The following is a 16535-nucleotide window of genomic DNA, read 5'->3' as shown; positions in this document are numbered from 1 at the left end:
GTGACCTTGGACAATCCGGACATTCAGCCCTCTTCCCCCGGTTCGGTGACGAAGTCGATGAGCCGCTCCACGGCCCCGATGAGCGGGGTCTCGAGGTCGCGGAAACTGCTCACCCCGCTCAGCACACGCTGCCAGCCTTCGAAAGGTTGCCCCCAGCCGAGCGCGTCGCAGATCCCCTGCTTCCACTCGGTCCCGCGCGGGATCTTCGGCCAGGCTTCGATGCCGACGGCTCCGGGCCGGACGGCCTCCCAGACGTCGATGTAGGGGTGGCCGGTGACCAGCACGTTTTCGTCGCGGACGGCTTCGACGAGCCGGGATTCCTTGCTGCCGGGCACCAGGTGGTCGACCAGGACGCCGAGGCGGCGGCCGGGACCGGTGCCGAACTCGGCGATCCGGTCGGCGAGCACGTCGACGCCGTCGAGCGGTTCGACGACGACGCCTTCGACGCGCAGGTCGTGGCCCCAGACGCGTTCGACGAGCTCGGCGTCGTGCTTGCCTTCGACCCAGATGCGCGAGTCGCGGGCGACGCGGGCTTTGAGGCCTTCGACGCGCACGGACCCGGACGCCGAGATCTGCCGGGCCGGCGCCTTCGCCGGCGCTTTGAACGGCACCAGCGTGATCGGTTTGCCCTCCAGGAGGAAGCCGGCGGGGGCGAGCGGGAAGACGCGGTGACGGCCCTTGGCGTCCTCGAGCACGACGTTCCCGTACTCGATCTTCACCACCGCGCCGCAGTAGCCGCTGGCCGGGTCCTCGACGACCAGGCCGGGTTCGGCGGGGACCTCCGGCACCTTCTTGCGGCGCTTGCCGGCGAGCACGTCGTCATAGGAGTGGGAGCGCACGACCTGGGAACCTAGTGGCCGTGGCCGCGCGGCGGGGTCATGCCACGCCGGTCAGCGGGCCAGTTCCAGGACCGCGTCGGTGAACGGTGTCCGCTCGCCGCGGCGCAGCGGCGCCAGCGCGACCAGCGGCGCCATCGCCACGCACCAGGCGCGGACGCGCTCGGCGTCGAAATCCGCGACGTGCGGGGCGAGGGCGGCGATGCCCTCGTCGAGGGTGCCACCGGCGGTCATCGGGACGTAGACGAAGTCGATGGCGTCGAGGGACGGGTCACCGAGTGCGGGCCGCGGGTCGATGGCCACCGCCCCGCGCCCGGGGCCGGCGTCGAGGACGTTGGCGGGGTGCAGGTCGCCGTGGACGAGCGTGACCGGCCCGCTGGTGGCCAGCTCCAACGCGCGCTGACGCCCCAGCGCCAGCACCTCGGCGCTCAGGTGCGCGGCGGCCGGGGAATCGCGGCGGCGGCGTTCGGAGAGGTCGAAGATGAACTCGATGCCCTCGGCGAGCCGCCGGAACTCCCCGGGAGGCTCGACGGAGCGCAGTTGGGTGAGCAGTTCGCCGATCTCGGCCCAGGGCACTTCGCGGCCGGTCAGCTCGGTACCGGGGACCAGGCCTTCGAGGAGGATGGCGTTCGCCTCGAGGTCGGCGTCGAGGATCTGCACGACGCGGGAGCACCCGGCCCAGGCACTCAGTCCGGCGAACTCCAGCCGGGCGACTTCCGGGTCCGGGGTCAGCTTGAGGACCTGCAGGTCGCCGCCGGGACCGGTGCACAGCAGGGTGCGGCCGGTGTTGCCGGGCCGGGCCTCGCGGACGGTCAGCCCCCACTTCGCGGTGAGGCGGGCCACCAGGTCCGGAAGCGTGTCGCACCACGGCTCGGCCAGCTCCGCGCCGAAGCGGTCGGTGAGCCGGGCCCGGGCCGCGTCGTCGATCAGAACAGCGGCCACGGGATCGCGCGCCAGTCGTCGCCGGGTGCGGGGAAGATGCCTTCGGCCAGCAGGACGTCGGTGCGGTCGGCCAGCGCCCGGATCTCGAACTTGGTGATGTGCTCGGCGAGGGTCTTGCCGAGGCTGCCGTCGATCTCCGAGCGGAGCTTGCGCAGCTTCTCGACGGTGTCCGGCGGCACCGGCTCGCCGATCCAGCCCCACAGGACCGTCCGCAGCTTGGGGTCGGTGTGCAGGCAGATGCCGTGGTCGACGCCGTAGACGCGGCCGTCGACACCGGGCAGCAGGTGGCCGCCCTTGCGGTCGGTGTTGTTGGCGATGATGTCGAGCACGGCCAGGTCGCGCAGGCCGGGGTGGTCGGCGTGGGCCAGCACCGCGGGTTCGCCGAGCCGGTCGTGGGCGTGCAGCACCGGGCGCCAGCCGTCGGGGACGTCGTCGGGCGGCAGGACCTCCACCAGGTCGTCCTCGGTGGTCTCCACCCAGAGCTGGACCATGCCGGGGCCGAACGGCCCGTCGCGCAGCACGGTCGGCGGGATCGCGCCGATGCCGGCGGCGTCGGCGATGATGGCGGTGGCGACCTCGCGCCCGGCCAGGGTGCCGTCGGGGAAATCCCACAGCGGCCGCTCCCCCGACACCGGCTTGTAGACGACCCGGCCGGTGACGCCGTCGAGTTCGATCGCGCAGAAGAGCGTGACGTTGGAGGCGTCGACCAGCCGGCCTTCGACGTCGATGCGGCCGTGGGTGACGAGTTCGCGGGAGGCGGGGTCGGCCGGGGTGCTCGCCATGGTCAGTCTTCTTCGCCCGCGTCGGTTTCGCGCCGGTAGCCGTTCTGCCGGGGGCAGATGTGCCCGGTCGGGTCGAGCGGCTCGGCGCACAGCGGGCACGGCTTGCGGCCGGCGTTGACGACGCGGTCGGCGCGCTCGGCGAACGCGCGGGCGGCGGCCGGGGACAGGAAGACGCGGACGGCGTCCGGGCCCTCTTCGGTGTCGTCGAGCACGACCGTTTCGTCGACCTCGCCCTCGGTGATGGCGAGCAGCTCGATGACGACCGCGCTGCTGTCGGCGTCCCAGCCCAGGCCCATGGTGCCGACCCGGAACTCCTCCTCCACCGGGACGGTGAGGGGGTCGAGGTCGACGAGGTCCTCGGGCGCGTCGTCGGGGACGTCGGCGCCGAACCGGCTGGCGACCTCCTCCAGCAGCGAGCTCAGCCGTTCCGCGAGGACGACGACCTGCTGCTTTTCGATGGTGACGCTGATCGTGCGCACGTCCTCCGACGCCTGGAGGTAGAACGTGCGATCGCCGGGCTCGCCGACGGTGCCGGCGACGAACCGATCCGGCTGGCGGAAGACGTGGATTACGCGAGACATAGCACTGTCGACCCTAGGCCACCGGCGCATGATCGGCATCCGCCGCCCCACTCTTCGCGGGCCGCTAGCCTCGGGGGGTGTCTCGGATCTCTCCGTACGGAACGTGGTCTTCGCCCATCACCGCCGCCGAGGTGGCCGCCGCCGGTGGGGGCCCGCAGTGGCTCGACGTCGTCTCCGGCGAGGTGTGGTGGGCCGAGGGGCGACCCGGTGAGCAGGGCCGGGTCGCGCTGGTCCGGGCGGTGCCGGGCGGTACCGAGGACGTGCTGCCCGCCCCGTGGAACGTCCGCAACCGGCTGCACGAGTACGGCGGCCGGCCGTGGGCGGTGGCCGACGGGGTCGTGGTGTTCACGCACTGGTCCGATCAGCGCGTGTACGCGCAGAGCGAAATCGGCGTGGTGCCGCTCACGCCGTCCCCCGCGCAGCCGCAGAGCGTCCGCTACGGCGATCTGCGGGCCGGGCGGCCGGGCGAGGTGTGGGCGGTCCGCGAGCGCAGCACCGGCCCGCGTCCCACCGACATCGAGCGCGAACTCGTCGCGATCGCCGTCGACGGCGGCGGTGAGCGGGTGCTGGCCGCGAGCCACCGGTTCCTGACCGTGCCGAAGCTGTCGCCGGACGGGCGGCACGCGGCCTGGTTCGGCTGGGACCACCCGCGGATGCCGTGGGACGGCACCGAGCTGTGCGTGGCGCCGGTCGACGGGGCGGGCGCGTTCGGCCCGCACCGGGTGGTGGCCGGCGGCGTGGACGTCTCGGTGTGCCAGGTCGAGTGGGAGACGCCGGAGGCGCTGCTGGCGCTGGCGGACCCGGACGGCTGGTGGAACCTGCACCGGATCGGCCTGGACGGGTCGGTGGTGAACCTCGCGCCGGTGGACCAGGAGCTCGGCGGCCCGCTGTGGAAGGCGGGGTCGCGGTGGTTCGCGCCGCTGGGCGGCGGCAGGCACGCGGTGCTCGCCGGCGGGCGGCTGGCGGTGCTCGACCAGGCCGACGGCTCGGTGACGCCGGTGGACGGCGAGCTGACGGCCTGGTCGTCGACGGGCTTCGCCGTTCTGGGTGCCGCGGTGGTCGGTGTCGCGGGCGGCCCGGCGCGGGAGTCCGCCGTCGTGCGCGTGGCCCTCGACGGCACGGTGACCGACCTGACCCCGCAGCCGGAGCTGCCCTCGGCGTTCCTCCCGGTGCCGCAGGAACGGGTGTTCACCACCGCCGACGGCGAGACCGTGCCGGTGGTGCTGTACCCGCCGCGGACCCGGATTTCGCGGCTCCCGACGGCGAGCGGCCGCCCCTGCTGGTGCACGTCCACGGTGGCCCCACCGGGCAGCACTTCGCCGAGCTGGACCTGGAGATCGCGTACTTCACCAGCCGCGGCATCGGCGTCGCGGCGGTCAACTACGGCGGGTCGACGGGGTTCGGGCGCGCCTACCGGGAGCGGCTGCGGGAGCAGTGGGGCGTGGTGGACGTCGCCGACTGCGTGGCGGTGGCCGAGGCGCTGGTGGCGGCCGGGCTGGCCGACGGTGACCGGCTGGGCATCCGCGGCGGCAGCGCGGGCGGGTTCACCGCGGCGGCGTCGCTGACGACGACGAAGACCTACCGGGCGGGCACGGTGATGTACCCGGTGCTGGACCTGGCCGGGTGGACCGGCACCGAGGGCGACACCCACGACTTCGAGTCGCGGTACCTCGACGGGCTGGTCGGGCCGCTGCCCGGCACGCGGCAGCGGTACCTGGAGCGTTCGCCGCTGGCGAACGTCGGCGGGCTGGCCGGGCCGGTGCTGTTCCAGCAGGGCCTGGAGGACCGGATCTGCCCGCCGGAGCAGGCCGACCGGTTCGTGGCGAAGCTGGCCGGGCGCGGGATCCCGTACGCCTACCAGCGGTTCGCCGGGGAACAGCACGGCTTCCGGCAGGCGGCGACGATCGTGGCGGCGCTGGAGGCGGAATTGTCGTTCTACGGCCAGGTGTTCGGGTTCGAGACGCCGGGCGTGGCGCGGCTGGAGCTGTCCCGGTGAGGCCGCCGCGGCTGCGGGCCGGGGACACCCTCGCCCTGGTGGCGCCGGCCGGGCCGGTGCCGGCGGACCTGCTGGAGAAGGCGCTGCCGGTGCTGCGCGGCTGGGGCGTGGAGGTGCGGGTCGGGCCGTGCGTGAAGGCTTCGCCCGGGTCGCCGCCGTACTTGTCCGCGCCGGACGCCGCGCGGGCGGCGGAGTTCACCGAGGCGTGGCTGGATCCGGGCGTGCGGTGCGTGCTGGCCGCGCGCGGCGGCTACGGCGTGCAGCGGATGCTGGACCTGGTGGACTGGGCGGCGCTGCGGGCGGCGGGCCCGAAGGTGCTGGCCGGGTCGTCGGACATCACGGCGCTGCACCGCGCGGTGGACGTCCACCTCGGACTGTCCACAGTGTTCTCCCCGATGCCGGCGAGCGTGCTGTTCGACGACTTCGCGCAGGAACACCTGCGGCGTTCGTTGTTCGAACCGGAGGGGACCCTGGTGGTGCGCGGCGGCTCGGCGCTGGTGCCGGGCCGGGCGTCGGGGGTGCTGACGGGCGGGAACCTGTCGCTGCTGGCAGCGGGGATCGGGACGCCGGAACACGGGTCGGCGCGGGACGCGATCGTGCTGCTGGAGGACGTGACCGAGAGCGTGTACCGGCTGGACCGGATGCTGACGCAGCTGCTGCGCAGCGGCTGGTTCGACGGCGTCCGCGGGATCGTGCTGGGCTCGTGGGCGGCGTGCGGGGATCCGGCCGACGTGCGGGCGCTGGTGGTGGAGCGGCTGGTGCCGCTGGGGGTGCCGCTGGTCGAGGAGTTCGGGTTCGGGCACGTGGCGTCGTCGCCGACGCTGCCGCTGGGGGTGCCGGTGACGCTGGACGCGGACCGGGGGACGCTCACGTTCGACGCCCCGGCGCTGACGTGACCCCGGACGAGGCCCGTGCCCGGTTCGCGGAATCGCGGGTGGCCCGGCTGGCCACGGTGTCGGCGGCGGGCGTGCCGCACCTGGTGCCGGTGACGTTCGCGGTCCGGGGTGACCGGGTCGTGTTCGCGGTGGACCACAAGCCGAAGTCGACGACGGCGTTGCGACGGCTGCGCAACATCGAGGAGAACCCGGCGGTGTGCTTCCTGGCCGACGGCTACGACGAGGACTGGTCCCGGCTGTGGTGGGCCCGCGCGGACGGTACCGCGCGGGTGCTGCCGCCGGGTGCCGAGCCCGTTTCGTGGCTGGTGGCGAAGTACGAGCAGTACGCGGAGCGGCCGCCGGAGCACGCGGTGGTGCTGACGGACGTCCACACCTGGCGCGGCTGGTCCGGGTCGTGAGTGGTAAGGCGGGTTCCAACCCGCCTTACCACTCACGAGGGCCGCGGGAGATCGGTCAGTCGCGGAGGAACTTTTCCGGGCGGCGCCAGGCGTCGATGATGCCGAGCGGGTCCGGGCGCAGCAGCGAAGCCGCCGAGTACAGGCTGGCCAGCACGACCCCGGCGATGAACCACCAGTCGTACAGGGCCTGCTCGCCCGTCGGGTAGTACACCAGCGTCACGAACACCGACACGGCCACCACCAGCGCCAGGTGCCGCGGCTGCCACTTGAACGCCGACAGGAGCACGAAACCCCAGGTCAGGTACCACGGGAGGGTCGGCGGCATGAGGATCGCCACGGCCAGCAGGGAGATGCCGGCCCGGTAGACCGCCTCCGTGCCGCCGCCGCGGGCGAGCCACCACTGGCGGACGCCGAAGCCGATCAGCACCAGCATGCCGGCCGCGCGGGCGACCGTCACGAACGGCGAGACCTGGACGTCCACGATCAGGTGGACCAGGTTGTAGAACACCTCGCCGATGCCGGTGGGGATGTTGAGCCAGTTCGCGATGAGCTGCGGGGCCTTGAGCCCGGACCACCAGCCGAGGTTGAGCGATCCCAGCGAGATCCAGGTGCCCGCGACGAACACCGGCAGGAACAGGCCCACCGACGCGGCGCCGGCGCGCAGGAAGTTGCGGACCTTCGACTCGCCGGTGAGGTGGTTGGCCCACATCCAGACGATGAACGGCAGCGCGATCGCCGCGGTGGGCTTGATCAGCATGCCGATGGTGACCAGGACGACCGCGACGACGTGCTTGCGCTCCAGGGCGGCGAGGACGCCGATGGTGAGGAACGCGAGCATCATCAGGTCGTTGTGCGGGCCGCCGAAGAGGTGGATCACCATCATCGGGCTGGCCACCGCGAGCCACAGGGCGACCGGGAGCTTGCCGCCGAGGTGCTTGACCAGCCGCGGCAGCGCCCACAGCGTGCCGGCGAGGCCCACCAGCAGCACGACGCGCATGAGGATGACGCCGAGGATCATGTTGTCGCCGGTGGTGGCGACCACGCCCTTGGAGATCAGCAGGAACAGCGGCCCGTACGGGGCCGGGGTGGTCTGCCAGAGCGGGTGGACGTTCTGCACCACGTTCGGCAGCACGTCGAGCTCGGCCGGGCCGTTGGCGTACGGGTCGAGGCCGTAGAGCAGCTGGGCGCCCTGGCCGAGGTAGGAGAAGACGTCGCGGGTGAACAGCGGCGGCGACACCAGCAGCGGCGCCATCCAGCAGCCGGCGGCGACCAGGATCGGGCGGCTGCCGATGCGGCCGGCGAGCACGTAGCGGCCGAGCCGGACCCACGCCCACACGACCATGCCGAAGCCGGTGTAGAGAACGGCGTTGGCGAGCATGCGCCCGTGGCCGTAGCGGACCCAGGAGAGCGGGCCGTGGCCGAGCACGGGGTCGGAGATCAGGATGCCGCCCGCGCCGAGGGCGGCGATCATCAGCAGGGTGCTGCCGACGGTGCCCATCGCGATCGTGCGGTAGGGGAATCGCGAGGGCACGCGGAGCCGCTCGGCCAGGCCGGTCGAGGGGGTCTGTGCGGGGTCGGTGGTGGTCGCCATTTCCGTTCGGAGATTACACACTGCGCTCGTGCGGGGTTCCCGCAGTGCCGGTTTCCCGGGTGCCGCGGGCGGGATCAGGTTCCGACGGCGCGGTGCTGGGCGGTGCCGCCCGGCAGGGCGGCCAGCAGCGACTTCGTGTACTCGTGCTGCGGGTCGAGCAGGACCTGCTCCACGGTTCCGGTTTCGACGAGCTCCCCGCGGTACATCACGGCGACGCGGTCGGCGATGTTCCAGGCCAGGCCCAGGTCGTGGGTGATCACCAGCGCCGCGAGGCCGAGTTCGCGGCGCAGCCGCAGCAGCAAAGCGAGGATTTCGCCGCGGACGGAGGCGTCCAGGGACGCCACCGGTTCGTCGGCCACCACCACCGACGGTTCGAGCGCCAGCGCCCCGGCGATGACGACGCGCTGGCGCTGGCCGCCGGAGAGCTGGTGCGGGAGCCGGTCGGCGTACTTCTCCGCGGGCCGCAGTTCGGCGGCTTCCAGGGCCCGGTGGACGACGTCCCGCTCGTCGGCGAGCCGGTGGATCCGCGGCCCTTCGGCGACGGCCTCGTACACCGTGTGGGCCGGGTTCAGCGCACTCGTCGGGTCCTGCAGGACGAGCTGGACCTGACGGCGGTAGGCCTTGAGCCCCGCGCCGGAGGCCGGGACGGGTTTCCCGGCGTAGCGGACCACGCCGGAGTCGGGTTTCTGCAGGCCGAGCAGGGTGCGGGCGAGCGTGGTCTTGCCGGAGCCGGACTGCCCGACCAGGGCCACGATCTCGTCGCGGGACACGGTGAGGTCGACCCCGGCGACGGCGTCGATCCGCTTGCCGGTGCGGTCGCGGAAGGACACGCGCAGGTTCTCCGCGGCCAGCAGCGGCTCTCCGCCCGCGACCCGGCCGGCGGGTTCGGGCGGCAGCGGGTTGCTGGTGGCCGGGGCGAAGCGGGACACCGGGTCGCCGACCGTCGGGAACGCCGCGGCGAGCGCGCGCGTGTGCTCGTGCCGGGGCGAGCCCATCACTTCGGCGCTGGGGCCTTCTTCGACGATCTGCCCGTCGTACATCACCGCGATGCGTTCGCAGGTGGCGGCGAGCACGGACAGGTCGTGGCTGATCATGATCAGCCCGATGCCCTGTTCGGCGACCAGCTTGGACAGCAGCGCGAGGACCTGGGCCTGGACGATGACGTCCAGCGCCGTGGTCGGCTCGTCGGCGATGATCAGCCGGGGCGAGCAGGCCAGGGCCATGGCGATCATGACGCGCTGCTTCTGCCCGCCGGACAGTTCGTGGGGGTAGGCACCGGCCCGGCTCGGGGGCAGGTCGACCTGGGTGAGCAGTTCGGCGACGCGGGCGTCGACCTGGCTGTCGGTGAGGGCCCCACCCGAGGGCGGGTGCAGCCGCAGTGGTTCGGCGATCTGCTCGCCGATCTTGCGGACGGGGTTGAGTGCGTGCATGGCGCCCTGGAACACCACCGACGCCTCGGCCCAGCGGACCGCGCGCAGCCGGCCCCACTTCATGGTGGTGATGTCTTCGCCGTCGAGGAGGATTTCGCCGGTGATCTTCGCGGTGCGCGGCAGGAGCCGCAGCACGCTCATCGCGACGGTGGACTTGCCGGAGCCGGATTCGCCGGCCACGCCGAGGGTGCCGCCGGGGTCGAGGGTGAGGCCGACGCCGCGGACGGCGGGCACGTCCTTCTCCCCCACCGCGTAGGTGACGTTGAGGTCGGTGAGCTGCAGCAGCGGGGTGGTCACTTCTTCAACCTCGGGTTGAACACGGTCTCCAGGCCCCGGCCGACCAGGGTGAAGAAGAGGACGACGAGGACGATGGCGATGCCGGGCGGGAGCACGTTCCACCAGGCGCCGCGGCTGATGGCGCCGTTGTTGAGCGCGTCTTCCAGCACCTTGCCCCAGCTGACGGAGTTGGCGTCGCCGGCGCCGAGGAAGGACAGGGTCGCGTCGGCGATGACGGCGTTGCCGACGACGAGGGTGGTGTTGGCCAGCACGAGCGGCATCACGCCGGGCAGCACGTGCCGTCCGATGATGTGCAGGTGGCCGCCGCCGAGGGCGTGGGCGCGCTCGATGTAGGGGCGGCTCTCGATGGTCAGCGTCTGCGCGCGGACGAGCCGGGCGGTGCTGGGCCAGGCGGTGAGGCCGATGGCGAGGATGATCGTGCCGACGCCCCTCGGCAGCACGGCCGAGAGCGCGATCGCGAGGATCAGCGAGGGCAGGACCAGGAAGAAGTCGGTGAACCGCAGCAGGGTGGCCGACACCCAGCCGCCGAAGTGGGCGGCGGTGATGCCGATCAGGGTGCCGATGACGACCGACAGCAGGGCGGCGGAGAACCCGACGAGCAGGGAGATCCGGGTGCCCCAGACGGTCATGAGCAGCACCGAGCGGCCGAAGTTGTCGGTGCCGAGCCAGAAGTCGGCGTTCGGCGGGGACAGCGGTACCCCGGTGGCCTTGGTGACGTCGAGGCCGGTCTCGTCGCTGATCAGCGGCAGGAGCAGGGCGACGAGCACGGTGGCGCCGAGCAGGACGAGCCCGGCGAGGGCGGCCCGCTGGCCGGCGAACTCGTGCCAGGTCCTGGTCAGCGACGCGCGGCGGCGGGCCCAGGCGATCTGCCGCGGTGTCTCGGCGGTGGTCATGAGGTACGCACCCTGGGGTCGAGCACGCGGTAGAGCAGTTCCGCGAGCAGGTTCATCAGCACCACCGCGCTCGCCAGCACGGTGAAGACGCCTTGGAGCACCGGCAGGTCGGGGCCGTGCAGGGCCTCGTAGGTGAGCTGGCCGAGGCCGGGCCAGCTGAACACGGCTTCGACGGTGACCGCGCCGGCGAGGACGTGGCCGAACTGCATGAACACCAGCGTGGTGGTGGGCAGCAGGGCGTTGGGGACGGCGTGGCGGCGGCGGACGAGGTCGTCGCGCAGGCCCTTGGCGCGGGCGGTGGTGAGGTAGTCGGCGTTCATCTCCCCCAGCAGCGACGACCGCATGATCAGCATGTACTGGGCGTAGAACACCGCCAGCAGCGTCACGCACGGCAGCACCAGGTGGTGCAGGACGTCGAGGGTCTGGGAGAAGACGTCGGACGCGGCGTCGGGTGAGTGCATGCCGCGGCTGGGGAACAGGCCGCCGGTCACCACGAGCAGCATCAGGCCGAGCCAGAACTGCGGGACCGACCACAGCGTCAGGGCGATCCCGGTCTGGGAGCGGTCGAAGAAGCTGTCGCGGCGCCAGGCGGCGCGGATGCCGAGCCAGAGGCCGAGGAGGACGGCGAGCACGGTGGCGCTGCCGACGAGCAGGATGGTCGGCCACAGGCGTTCGCCGATCATGTCGGCGACCGGGCGGCCGTTGTTGAGCAGCCGGGATTCGCCGAGGTCGCCGTGCAGCAGGTTCCAGAAGTAGCTGCCGAACTGGACGAAGACGGGCTTGTCGACGCCCATCTTCTCGCGCAGTTCGGCGATCTGCTGGGGGCTGGTGACGCGGTCGCGGGTCATCGCCGCGACCGGGTCGCCGGGCAGCATCCGGAAGAGGAAGAAGAACAGCACGATCACCAGCACGATGCTGATCAGCGCTTCGGCGATCTTGGTGAGGACGAACCGGGCCGTGCCGGTCCCGCCGCGGTGCTCGTCGGGGTCGATGAGCACCGCGGCCTGGTCGGGGGTGGTCATGTCTTACTCGCGGTCCTCTGCGGTCTTGCCGCGGCGGCTGAGCACGATGCCGCCGCCGACGAGCACGACCACGACGACCGCGCCGATGACGATCCACAGCACGGTGTTGCTGCTGCCGGAGTCGGCTGCGTTCGTGGTGCCGGCGGGGGTGGCGCCGTAGACGCCCCAGTAGCCGGTCTGCTCGAGGATGGCGCCCTTGGGCTGCGGCTGGGTGGTGAAGCCGGAGAACTTGTCGGAGCGGTAGGCCTCGAGGCTGTTCTGGTAGTCGAGCACGATCGTCGGGAACTGGCTGTAGAGCCGGGCCTGTGCCTGCTTGACGTACTCGGCGCGCTTGGCGTCGTCGGTTTCGGTGAGCTGCTTCTTGTAGAGCTCGTCGTAGGCGGCGTCGCAGAAGAACGTGTCGGTGCTGCCGCCCTTGCCGTCCGGGGCGGGACGCGCGCCGCAGGTGTGCAGCGAGAGGGCGTAGTCCGGGTCGGGGTTGGTGCCGTAGCCGCCGATGGCGAGGTCGTACTTGCCGACGGCGGTGCGGTCGGACAGTTCGTCGTCGGAGACGAGGTCCTGCTTGACGGTGATGCCGATGTCCTTGAGCCAGCCGGTGACGTACTGGGCGACGCCCTGGTCGTAGCTGCGGTTGGCGTGGCCGGTCAGGCGCAGTTCGAGCTTGGCGCCGCCGGGGGCGGTGCGGACGCCGTCGGGGCCCTTCGGGTAGCCGGCCTGGTCGAGGGTCGCGTTGGCGGCGGCGAGGTCGAACTTGACCTTCTCGCTGGCGCTGGGGTCCCAGTGGTAGTCGGCGTAGATGGCGGGCACGACGCCGCCGCCGACCTGGCCGAGGCCCTTGAGGACCTTGTCGACGATGGCCTGGGTGTCCACCGCCTGGGTGATGGCCTTGCGGAGGTTGATGTCCTTGAGGACCGGGTTGCCGTCGCCGATCGGGTTGTTGGCGTTGTCGGTGACGCCGAAGTTGATCGACAGCTCGTCGTAGCGGCGGCCGGGGGCGGCGTTGGTGGTGATGCCCTGCTGGCCCTGCAGCGCGGCGAACTGGTTGGGGTTGAGCCGGTTGATGACGTCGACTTCGCCCTGCTTGAGCGCGTTGACCGCGGCTTCGGTGTCCTTGAACACCAGCAGCTGCAGTTCGTCGACCTTGGGGGCGCCGCGCCAGTAGTCCTTGTTGGCCTTGAACTTGACGTACTCGTTCGGCTTGTACTCGGTGAGCTGGAAGGGGCCGTCGGAGACACCGGCGATGGCGAGGGTGTCGGTCGAGGGGTCCTTGAGGTCCTTGATCGGCTCCCAGATGTGCTGGGGCACGATCGGCACGTCGAGCAGGTTCATGTTGACCTGGACGGCCTTGGTCTTGATGACGAGCGTGGTGTCGTCGGGGGCGGTGACCGTCTCGAAGTTGGCGACGTAGTTGCCGTTGGCGGTGCGGGCGTTCTCGTCGGTGAGCATGCGGTTGAAGGTGAAGGCCGCGTCCTTGGCGGTCACCGGCTGCCCGTCGCTCCACTTGACGCCGCTGCGGATCTTGAAGGTCCAGGTCAGCTTGTCCGGGGACGGGGTCCACGACTCCGCGAGCGCGGGCGAGGCTTCGGCCTTCTCCGCGTTCGGGATGGTCAGGAACTCGAAGGTGAACCGGCCGATCTGCGTGGAGGCCGAGAGCGCCGCGGTGAACGGGTTGAGGTGGTCGATGCCGGTGGTGAGCGCGACCCGCAGCACCTTGCCCTGCTGGGCCTGGGCGGGAACGGCGAGCGGGATCGCCGCCAGCGTCGCGGCCGCGACGACCGCGCCCACGCGGGCCAGACGCCCGGTTCTGTGTTGCACCTGCACCGAAAACCACCCCATCGTTCGCTTGTGAGCCTCCCCAAGGACGAGAAGTAACCACATATCGGGACAACCGCGCAATATGTTGCCACCTCGGCAGGTGCCCGATCGTTATCGACGCCCTGATCGTCACGCTGAGTGACATCCGGCAATGGCGGCGTTCCGCGTCCGGGGCCCGGGCGTGCTGGCTAGAGTGCGCGGCATGCGCATCCTGATCTCGGCGGACATGGAGGGCGCCACCGGCGTGACCTGGACCGACGACGTCGTGCCCGGTTCGCCGCAGTGGGACCGCTTCCGGCGCCTGTTCACCGGCGACGTCAACGCGGTGCTGGCCGGGCTGTACGAGGCCGGGGCGAGTGACGTGCTGGTCAACGAAGCCCATTCCTCGCAACGGAACCTGCTGCTGGAGGACCTCGACCCGCGGGCGCGGATGCTCACCGGGCGGCACAAGCCGCTGTCGATGATGCAGGGCATCGATTCCGGTGTGGACGGTGTGGTGTTCCTCGGCTACCACGCCGGCGCGGGCTTCGACGGCGTGCTTTCCCACACCTACCTGGAGAACCAGATCACCGGGGTGTGGCTGGACGACGTCCCGGCGAGCGAGGGCCGGCTGAACGCGGGCATGGCCGCGGAGTACGGGGTCCCTGTCCTGCTCGTTTCGGGTGACGACAAAACGTGTGACGACGCCCGTGATTACGCTCCGGAGGCGGAGCTGGTCCAGGTGAAGGAATGCGTGAGCCGGTACGCGGCGATCTGCCTGCCGCCCGCGCGCACGGCGGAGCTGCTGACCGGCGCCGCGGCCGACGCGGTGGGCCGGGCCGGCCGGGAGGAACGGCAGGCCGGCCCGCACCGGATCGAGGTGGAGTTCGACGCCAGCCACCTGGCCCAGGCGACGGCGGTGATCCCGACGGTGGAGCAGATCGGGACGCGGCGGGTCGGGTTCGACGCGCCGACCATGACCGAGGCGATGAAGTGCTTCAAGGTGGTCACGGCGATCGCGGCGGGGGCGGTGCAGGGTATCTATGGCTGATGTCGTCGAGCTGTGCGCGGACCTGATCCGGTTCGACACGACCAACCGCGGGAACAACGACGCGAACCCGGAGCGCCCGGCGGCGGAGTACGTGGCCGCGTTCCTGGACGGCCTGGGCATCCCGTCGCGGATCCTGGAGGCCGCACCGGGCCGGGCGAGCGTGATCGCGCGGGTACCGGGCACCGACCCGGCGCTGCCGGCGCTGCTGGTGCAGGGGCACCTGGACGTCGTCCCGGCGGACGCGGCGGACTGGTCGGTGCCGCCGTTCGCCGGCGAGGTGCGCGACGGGTACCTGTGGGGCCGCGGCGCGACCGACATGAAGGACTTCGTGGCGATGGTGCTCGCGGCGCTGGCCGGCGGGGCGCGGCCGCGGCGGGAGTTGGTGCTGGCGTTCGTCGCCGACGAGGAGGACCGCGGCGAGTGGGGCGCGCACTGGCTGGTCGACCGGCATCCGTCGTTGTTCGAGGGGTGCGCCGCGGCGATCAGCGAGTCGGGTGGCTACACCTACCACGTGCCCGCGGCCGACGGCCGGGACGTGCACCTGTACCCGGTCGGGACGGCCGAGCGCGGGACGGCGCACCTGCGGCTGACCGCACGCGGCCGGGCCGGGCACGGCTCGCGCCCGAACGACGAGAACGCCGTCACCCGGTTGGTGGGTGCGCTGCACCGGATCGCCGCGCACCGCTGGCCGGTGTCGCTGACCCCGGCGGTGCGGGCGTTCCTGGAGCGGACCGGCGCGGCGCTGGGCGTCCCGGTCGATCTGTCCTCTTCGGACTCCGTGGACGCGGCCGTCGCCGCGCTCGGGCCGGCGGGCTCGCTGGTGCTGCCGACCGTCCGCAACAGCACGACCCCGACGATGCTGGACGCGGGCTACAAGGTGAACGTGATTCCCTCGACGGCGACCGCGCAGGTCGACGTGCGGGTGCTGCCGGGCACCGAGGAGGAGTTGTTCGCCGTGCTGGACGAACTGCTCGGCGAGGGCGTGACGCGCGAGTTCGTCGCGCACCAGCCGCCGGTGCAGGCGCCGGTGGACTCGCCCTGGTTCACCGCGATGGCGAGCGCGTTGCAGGCGGAGGACCCGGAAGCCGTGGTGGTGCCGTACTGCCTGGGCGGCGGGACGGACGCGAAGGCGTTCGCGCAGCTGGGGATCGACTGCTACGGCTTCGCGCCGCTGTGGCTGCCGAAGGGGTTCCCGTACCGGGCGATGGCGCACGGGGTGGACGAGCGGGTGCCGGTGGACGGCCTGCACTTCGGCACCCGCGTCCTGACCCGGTTCCTCGAGAACTGCTAGAGGGCGCGGTCGAGGAGAGCCAGCAGGCTTTCCCAGTGCCGCTTCAGGGCGGCGGGGTCGAAGGCGTCGGTGTCGGCCATCGTGAAGCCGTGGACGGTGCCGGGGTAGATCTCGGAGGTGTACTCGAGCCCGGCGGCGTCCAGGGTCCGGTTGAGTTCGCCGAGGGCCTCGGGCGTCAGGTCGGTCGCGGCGTGGCCGAAGTGGGCCCGCGCGGTGATCCGGTGCAGGGCGCCGGGGCCGGCGGCACCCACCGGGGCGTGGAACCCGGCGAGGGCGGCCACCCGGCCGGGGTGGGCCGCGGCGGTGTGCGTGGCCAGGAGGCCGCCGATGCAGTAGCCGGTCACCGCGACCGGTCCGGGGCCGGCCTCGGGCCGGGTGGTGAGGAACTCGAGGTAGGCCTCGGCGTCGCGCAGGATCCGTTCGGTGGTGTGGGCCTCGATCATGGGCATCAGCCGGGCGAAGATCGCGGGCCGGGCCTCTTCGCCGATGTGCTCGGGGAGTTCGAGCACCGGTGCGGGGCCGTGGCGGTAGAAGATGTTCGGGACGAGCACGTAGTAGCCGTGCTCGGCCAGCTCGGCGGCCATCTCCCGCAGCACGGGCCGGATGCCGAAGCCGTCCGGGTACATCAGCACCCCGGGGTGCGGCCCGCCGTCGGCGGGGAACGCGGCGAAGGCGTCGGCCTGGCCGTCGGCGGTGGGGATCTGCAGTGACTGGGTGGGCATGATCACCGAGCCT

14 protein-coding genes and 1 pseudogene are annotated in these 16535 nt (G+C 72.2%); 5 read left to right on the top strand and 10 right to left on the bottom strand.

From position 1 onward, the window contains the following. Positions 1-23: 23 nt before the first annotated feature. From IE317_RS00610 to IE317_RS00595, 4 genes are read right to left on the bottom strand one after another with little or no spacing between them, the layout of a single operon-like run. On the bottom strand, positions 24-839 hold the full coding sequence (locus tag IE317_RS00610; RefSeq protein WP_191306031.1) for a DUF3097 domain-containing protein: 816 nt from the start codon (positions 837-839) through the stop codon (positions 24-26). Between the two features lie 51 nt (positions 840-890). Continuing rightward, positions 891-1778, bottom strand: coding sequence for an aminoglycoside phosphotransferase family protein (locus IE317_RS00605; RefSeq protein ID WP_191306030.1), 888 nt, complete (start codon positions 1776-1778; stop codon positions 891-893). Continuing rightward, the gene (locus tag IE317_RS00600; RefSeq protein WP_191306029.1) at positions 1763-2560 is read right to left on the bottom strand and encodes an SCO1664 family protein; all 798 of its coding nucleotides are present in this window, start codon (positions 2558-2560) and stop codon (positions 1763-1765) included. The genes IE317_RS00605 and IE317_RS00600 overlap by 16 nt, the downstream gene beginning before the upstream one ends. Before the next feature lie 2 nt (positions 2561-2562). Next, positions 2563-3141, bottom strand: coding sequence for a DUF3090 domain-containing protein (locus IE317_RS00595; RefSeq protein WP_013226500.1), 579 nt, complete (start codon positions 3139-3141; stop codon positions 2563-2565). Between the two features lie 77 nt (positions 3142-3218). On the opposite strand from IE317_RS00595, the pseudogene IE317_RS00590 reads away from it, so the two are divergent. From IE317_RS00590 to IE317_RS00580, 3 genes and pseudogenes are all read left to right on the top strand, one after another. After that, positions 3219-5137, top strand: a pseudogene (locus tag IE317_RS00590) (prolyl oligopeptidase family serine peptidase). Continuing rightward, complete coding sequence (locus IE317_RS00585) at positions 5134-6033, top strand: S66 peptidase family protein (RefSeq protein WP_191306028.1); 900 nt, start codon at positions 5134-5136, stop codon at positions 6031-6033. The pseudogene IE317_RS00590 and the gene IE317_RS00585 overlap by 4 nt, the downstream one beginning before the upstream one ends. After that, complete coding sequence (locus IE317_RS00580; RefSeq protein ID WP_191306027.1) at positions 6030-6431, top strand: TIGR03668 family PPOX class F420-dependent oxidoreductase; 402 nt, start codon at positions 6030-6032, stop codon at positions 6429-6431. The genes IE317_RS00585 and IE317_RS00580 overlap by 4 nt, the downstream gene beginning before the upstream one ends. Before the next feature lie 55 nt (positions 6432-6486). On the opposite strand, the gene mptB is transcribed toward IE317_RS00580, so the two are convergent. The 5 genes from mptB to IE317_RS00555 form a co-directional block, all read right to left on the bottom strand. Further along, on the bottom strand, positions 6487-8022 hold the full coding sequence (gene mptB / locus IE317_RS00575; protein WP_191306026.1) for a polyprenol phosphomannose-dependent alpha 1,6 mannosyltransferase MptB: 1536 nt from the start codon (positions 8020-8022) through the stop codon (positions 6487-6489). Positions 8023-8096: 74 nt separating this feature from the next. Beyond that, positions 8097-9749 carry a nickel ABC transporter ATP-binding protein NikE gene (nikE, locus tag IE317_RS00570; protein WP_191306025.1) on the bottom strand — a complete coding sequence of 551 codons (1653 nt, stop codon included), beginning with the start codon at positions 9747-9749 and terminating at the stop codon, positions 8097-8099. After that, a complete protein-coding gene (locus tag IE317_RS00565) occupies positions 9746-10642 on the bottom strand; it encodes an ABC transporter permease (protein ID WP_191306024.1) in 897 nt (298 codons plus the stop codon). Before IE317_RS00565 ends, nikE begins: the two co-directional genes overlap by 4 nt. After that, positions 10639-11664, bottom strand: coding sequence for an ABC transporter permease (locus IE317_RS00560; protein ID WP_191306023.1), 1026 nt, complete (start codon positions 11662-11664; stop codon positions 10639-10641). The genes IE317_RS00565 and IE317_RS00560 overlap by 4 nt, the downstream gene beginning before the upstream one ends. Before the next feature lie 3 nt (positions 11665-11667). Continuing rightward, on the bottom strand, positions 11668-13500 hold the full coding sequence (locus IE317_RS00555) for an ABC transporter substrate-binding protein (protein ID WP_191306022.1): 1833 nt from the start codon (positions 13498-13500) through the stop codon (positions 11668-11670). Between the two features lie 181 nt (positions 13501-13681). On the opposite strand from IE317_RS00555, the gene IE317_RS00550 reads away from it, so the two are divergent. Then, positions 13682-14509, top strand: coding sequence for a M55 family metallopeptidase (locus tag IE317_RS00550; RefSeq protein ID WP_191306021.1), 828 nt, complete (start codon positions 13682-13684; stop codon positions 14507-14509). Then, entirely contained in the window at positions 14502-15800 is a 1299-nt protein-coding gene (locus tag IE317_RS00545) for a M20/M25/M40 family metallo-hydrolase (RefSeq protein WP_191306020.1), read from the top strand. Before IE317_RS00550 ends, IE317_RS00545 begins: the two co-directional genes overlap by 8 nt. On the opposite strand, the gene IE317_RS00540 is transcribed toward IE317_RS00545, so the two are convergent. Continuing rightward, entirely contained in the window at positions 15797-16522 is a 726-nt protein-coding gene (locus IE317_RS00540) for a dienelactone hydrolase family protein (protein ID WP_191306019.1), read from the bottom strand. The genes IE317_RS00545 and IE317_RS00540 overlap by 4 nt on opposite strands. Positions 16523-16535 lie beyond the last annotated feature (13 nt).

This window comes from Amycolatopsis bullii (assembly GCF_014654205.1).
In the GTDB taxonomy this organism is placed as follows: domain Bacteria; phylum Actinomycetota; class Actinomycetes; order Mycobacteriales; family Pseudonocardiaceae; genus Amycolatopsis; species Amycolatopsis plumensis.
Note: the sequence above shows the minus strand (reverse complement) of the source record. Positions and strands in the feature narration are given on the sequence as shown.

Excerpts from the sequence above, each read along its gene's own strand:
- IE317_RS00600 (WP_191306029.1), bottom strand. The coding sequence starts at position 2,560 with ATGGCGAGCACCCCGGCCGACCCCGCCTCCCGCGAACTCGTCACCCAC.
- IE317_RS00595 (WP_013226500.1), bottom strand. The coding sequence starts at position 3,141 with ATGTCTCGCGTAATCCACGTCTTCCGCCAGCCGGATCGGTTCGTCGCC.
- mptB (WP_191306026.1), bottom strand. The coding sequence starts at position 8,022 with ATGGCGACCACCACCGACCCCGCACAGACCCCCTCGACCGGCCTGGCC.
- IE317_RS00565 (WP_191306024.1), bottom strand. The coding sequence starts at position 10,642 with ATGACCACCGCCGAGACACCGCGGCAGATCGCCTGGGCCCGCCGCCGC.
- IE317_RS00560 (WP_191306023.1), bottom strand. The coding sequence starts at position 11,664 with ATGACCACCCCCGACCAGGCCGCGGTGCTCATCGACCCCGACGAGCAC.
- IE317_RS00555 (WP_191306022.1), bottom strand. The coding sequence starts at position 13,500 with ATGGGGTGGTTTTCGGTGCAGGTGCAACACAGAACCGGGCGTCTGGCC.
- IE317_RS00550 (WP_191306021.1), top strand. The coding sequence starts at position 13,682 with ATGCGCATCCTGATCTCGGCGGACATGGAGGGCGCCACCGGCGTGACC.
- IE317_RS00545 (WP_191306020.1), top strand. The coding sequence starts at position 14,502 with ATGGCTGATGTCGTCGAGCTGTGCGCGGACCTGATCCGGTTCGACACG.
- IE317_RS00540 (WP_191306019.1), bottom strand. The coding sequence starts at position 16,522 with ATGCCCACCCAGTCACTGCAGATCCCCACCGCCGACGGCCAGGCCGAC.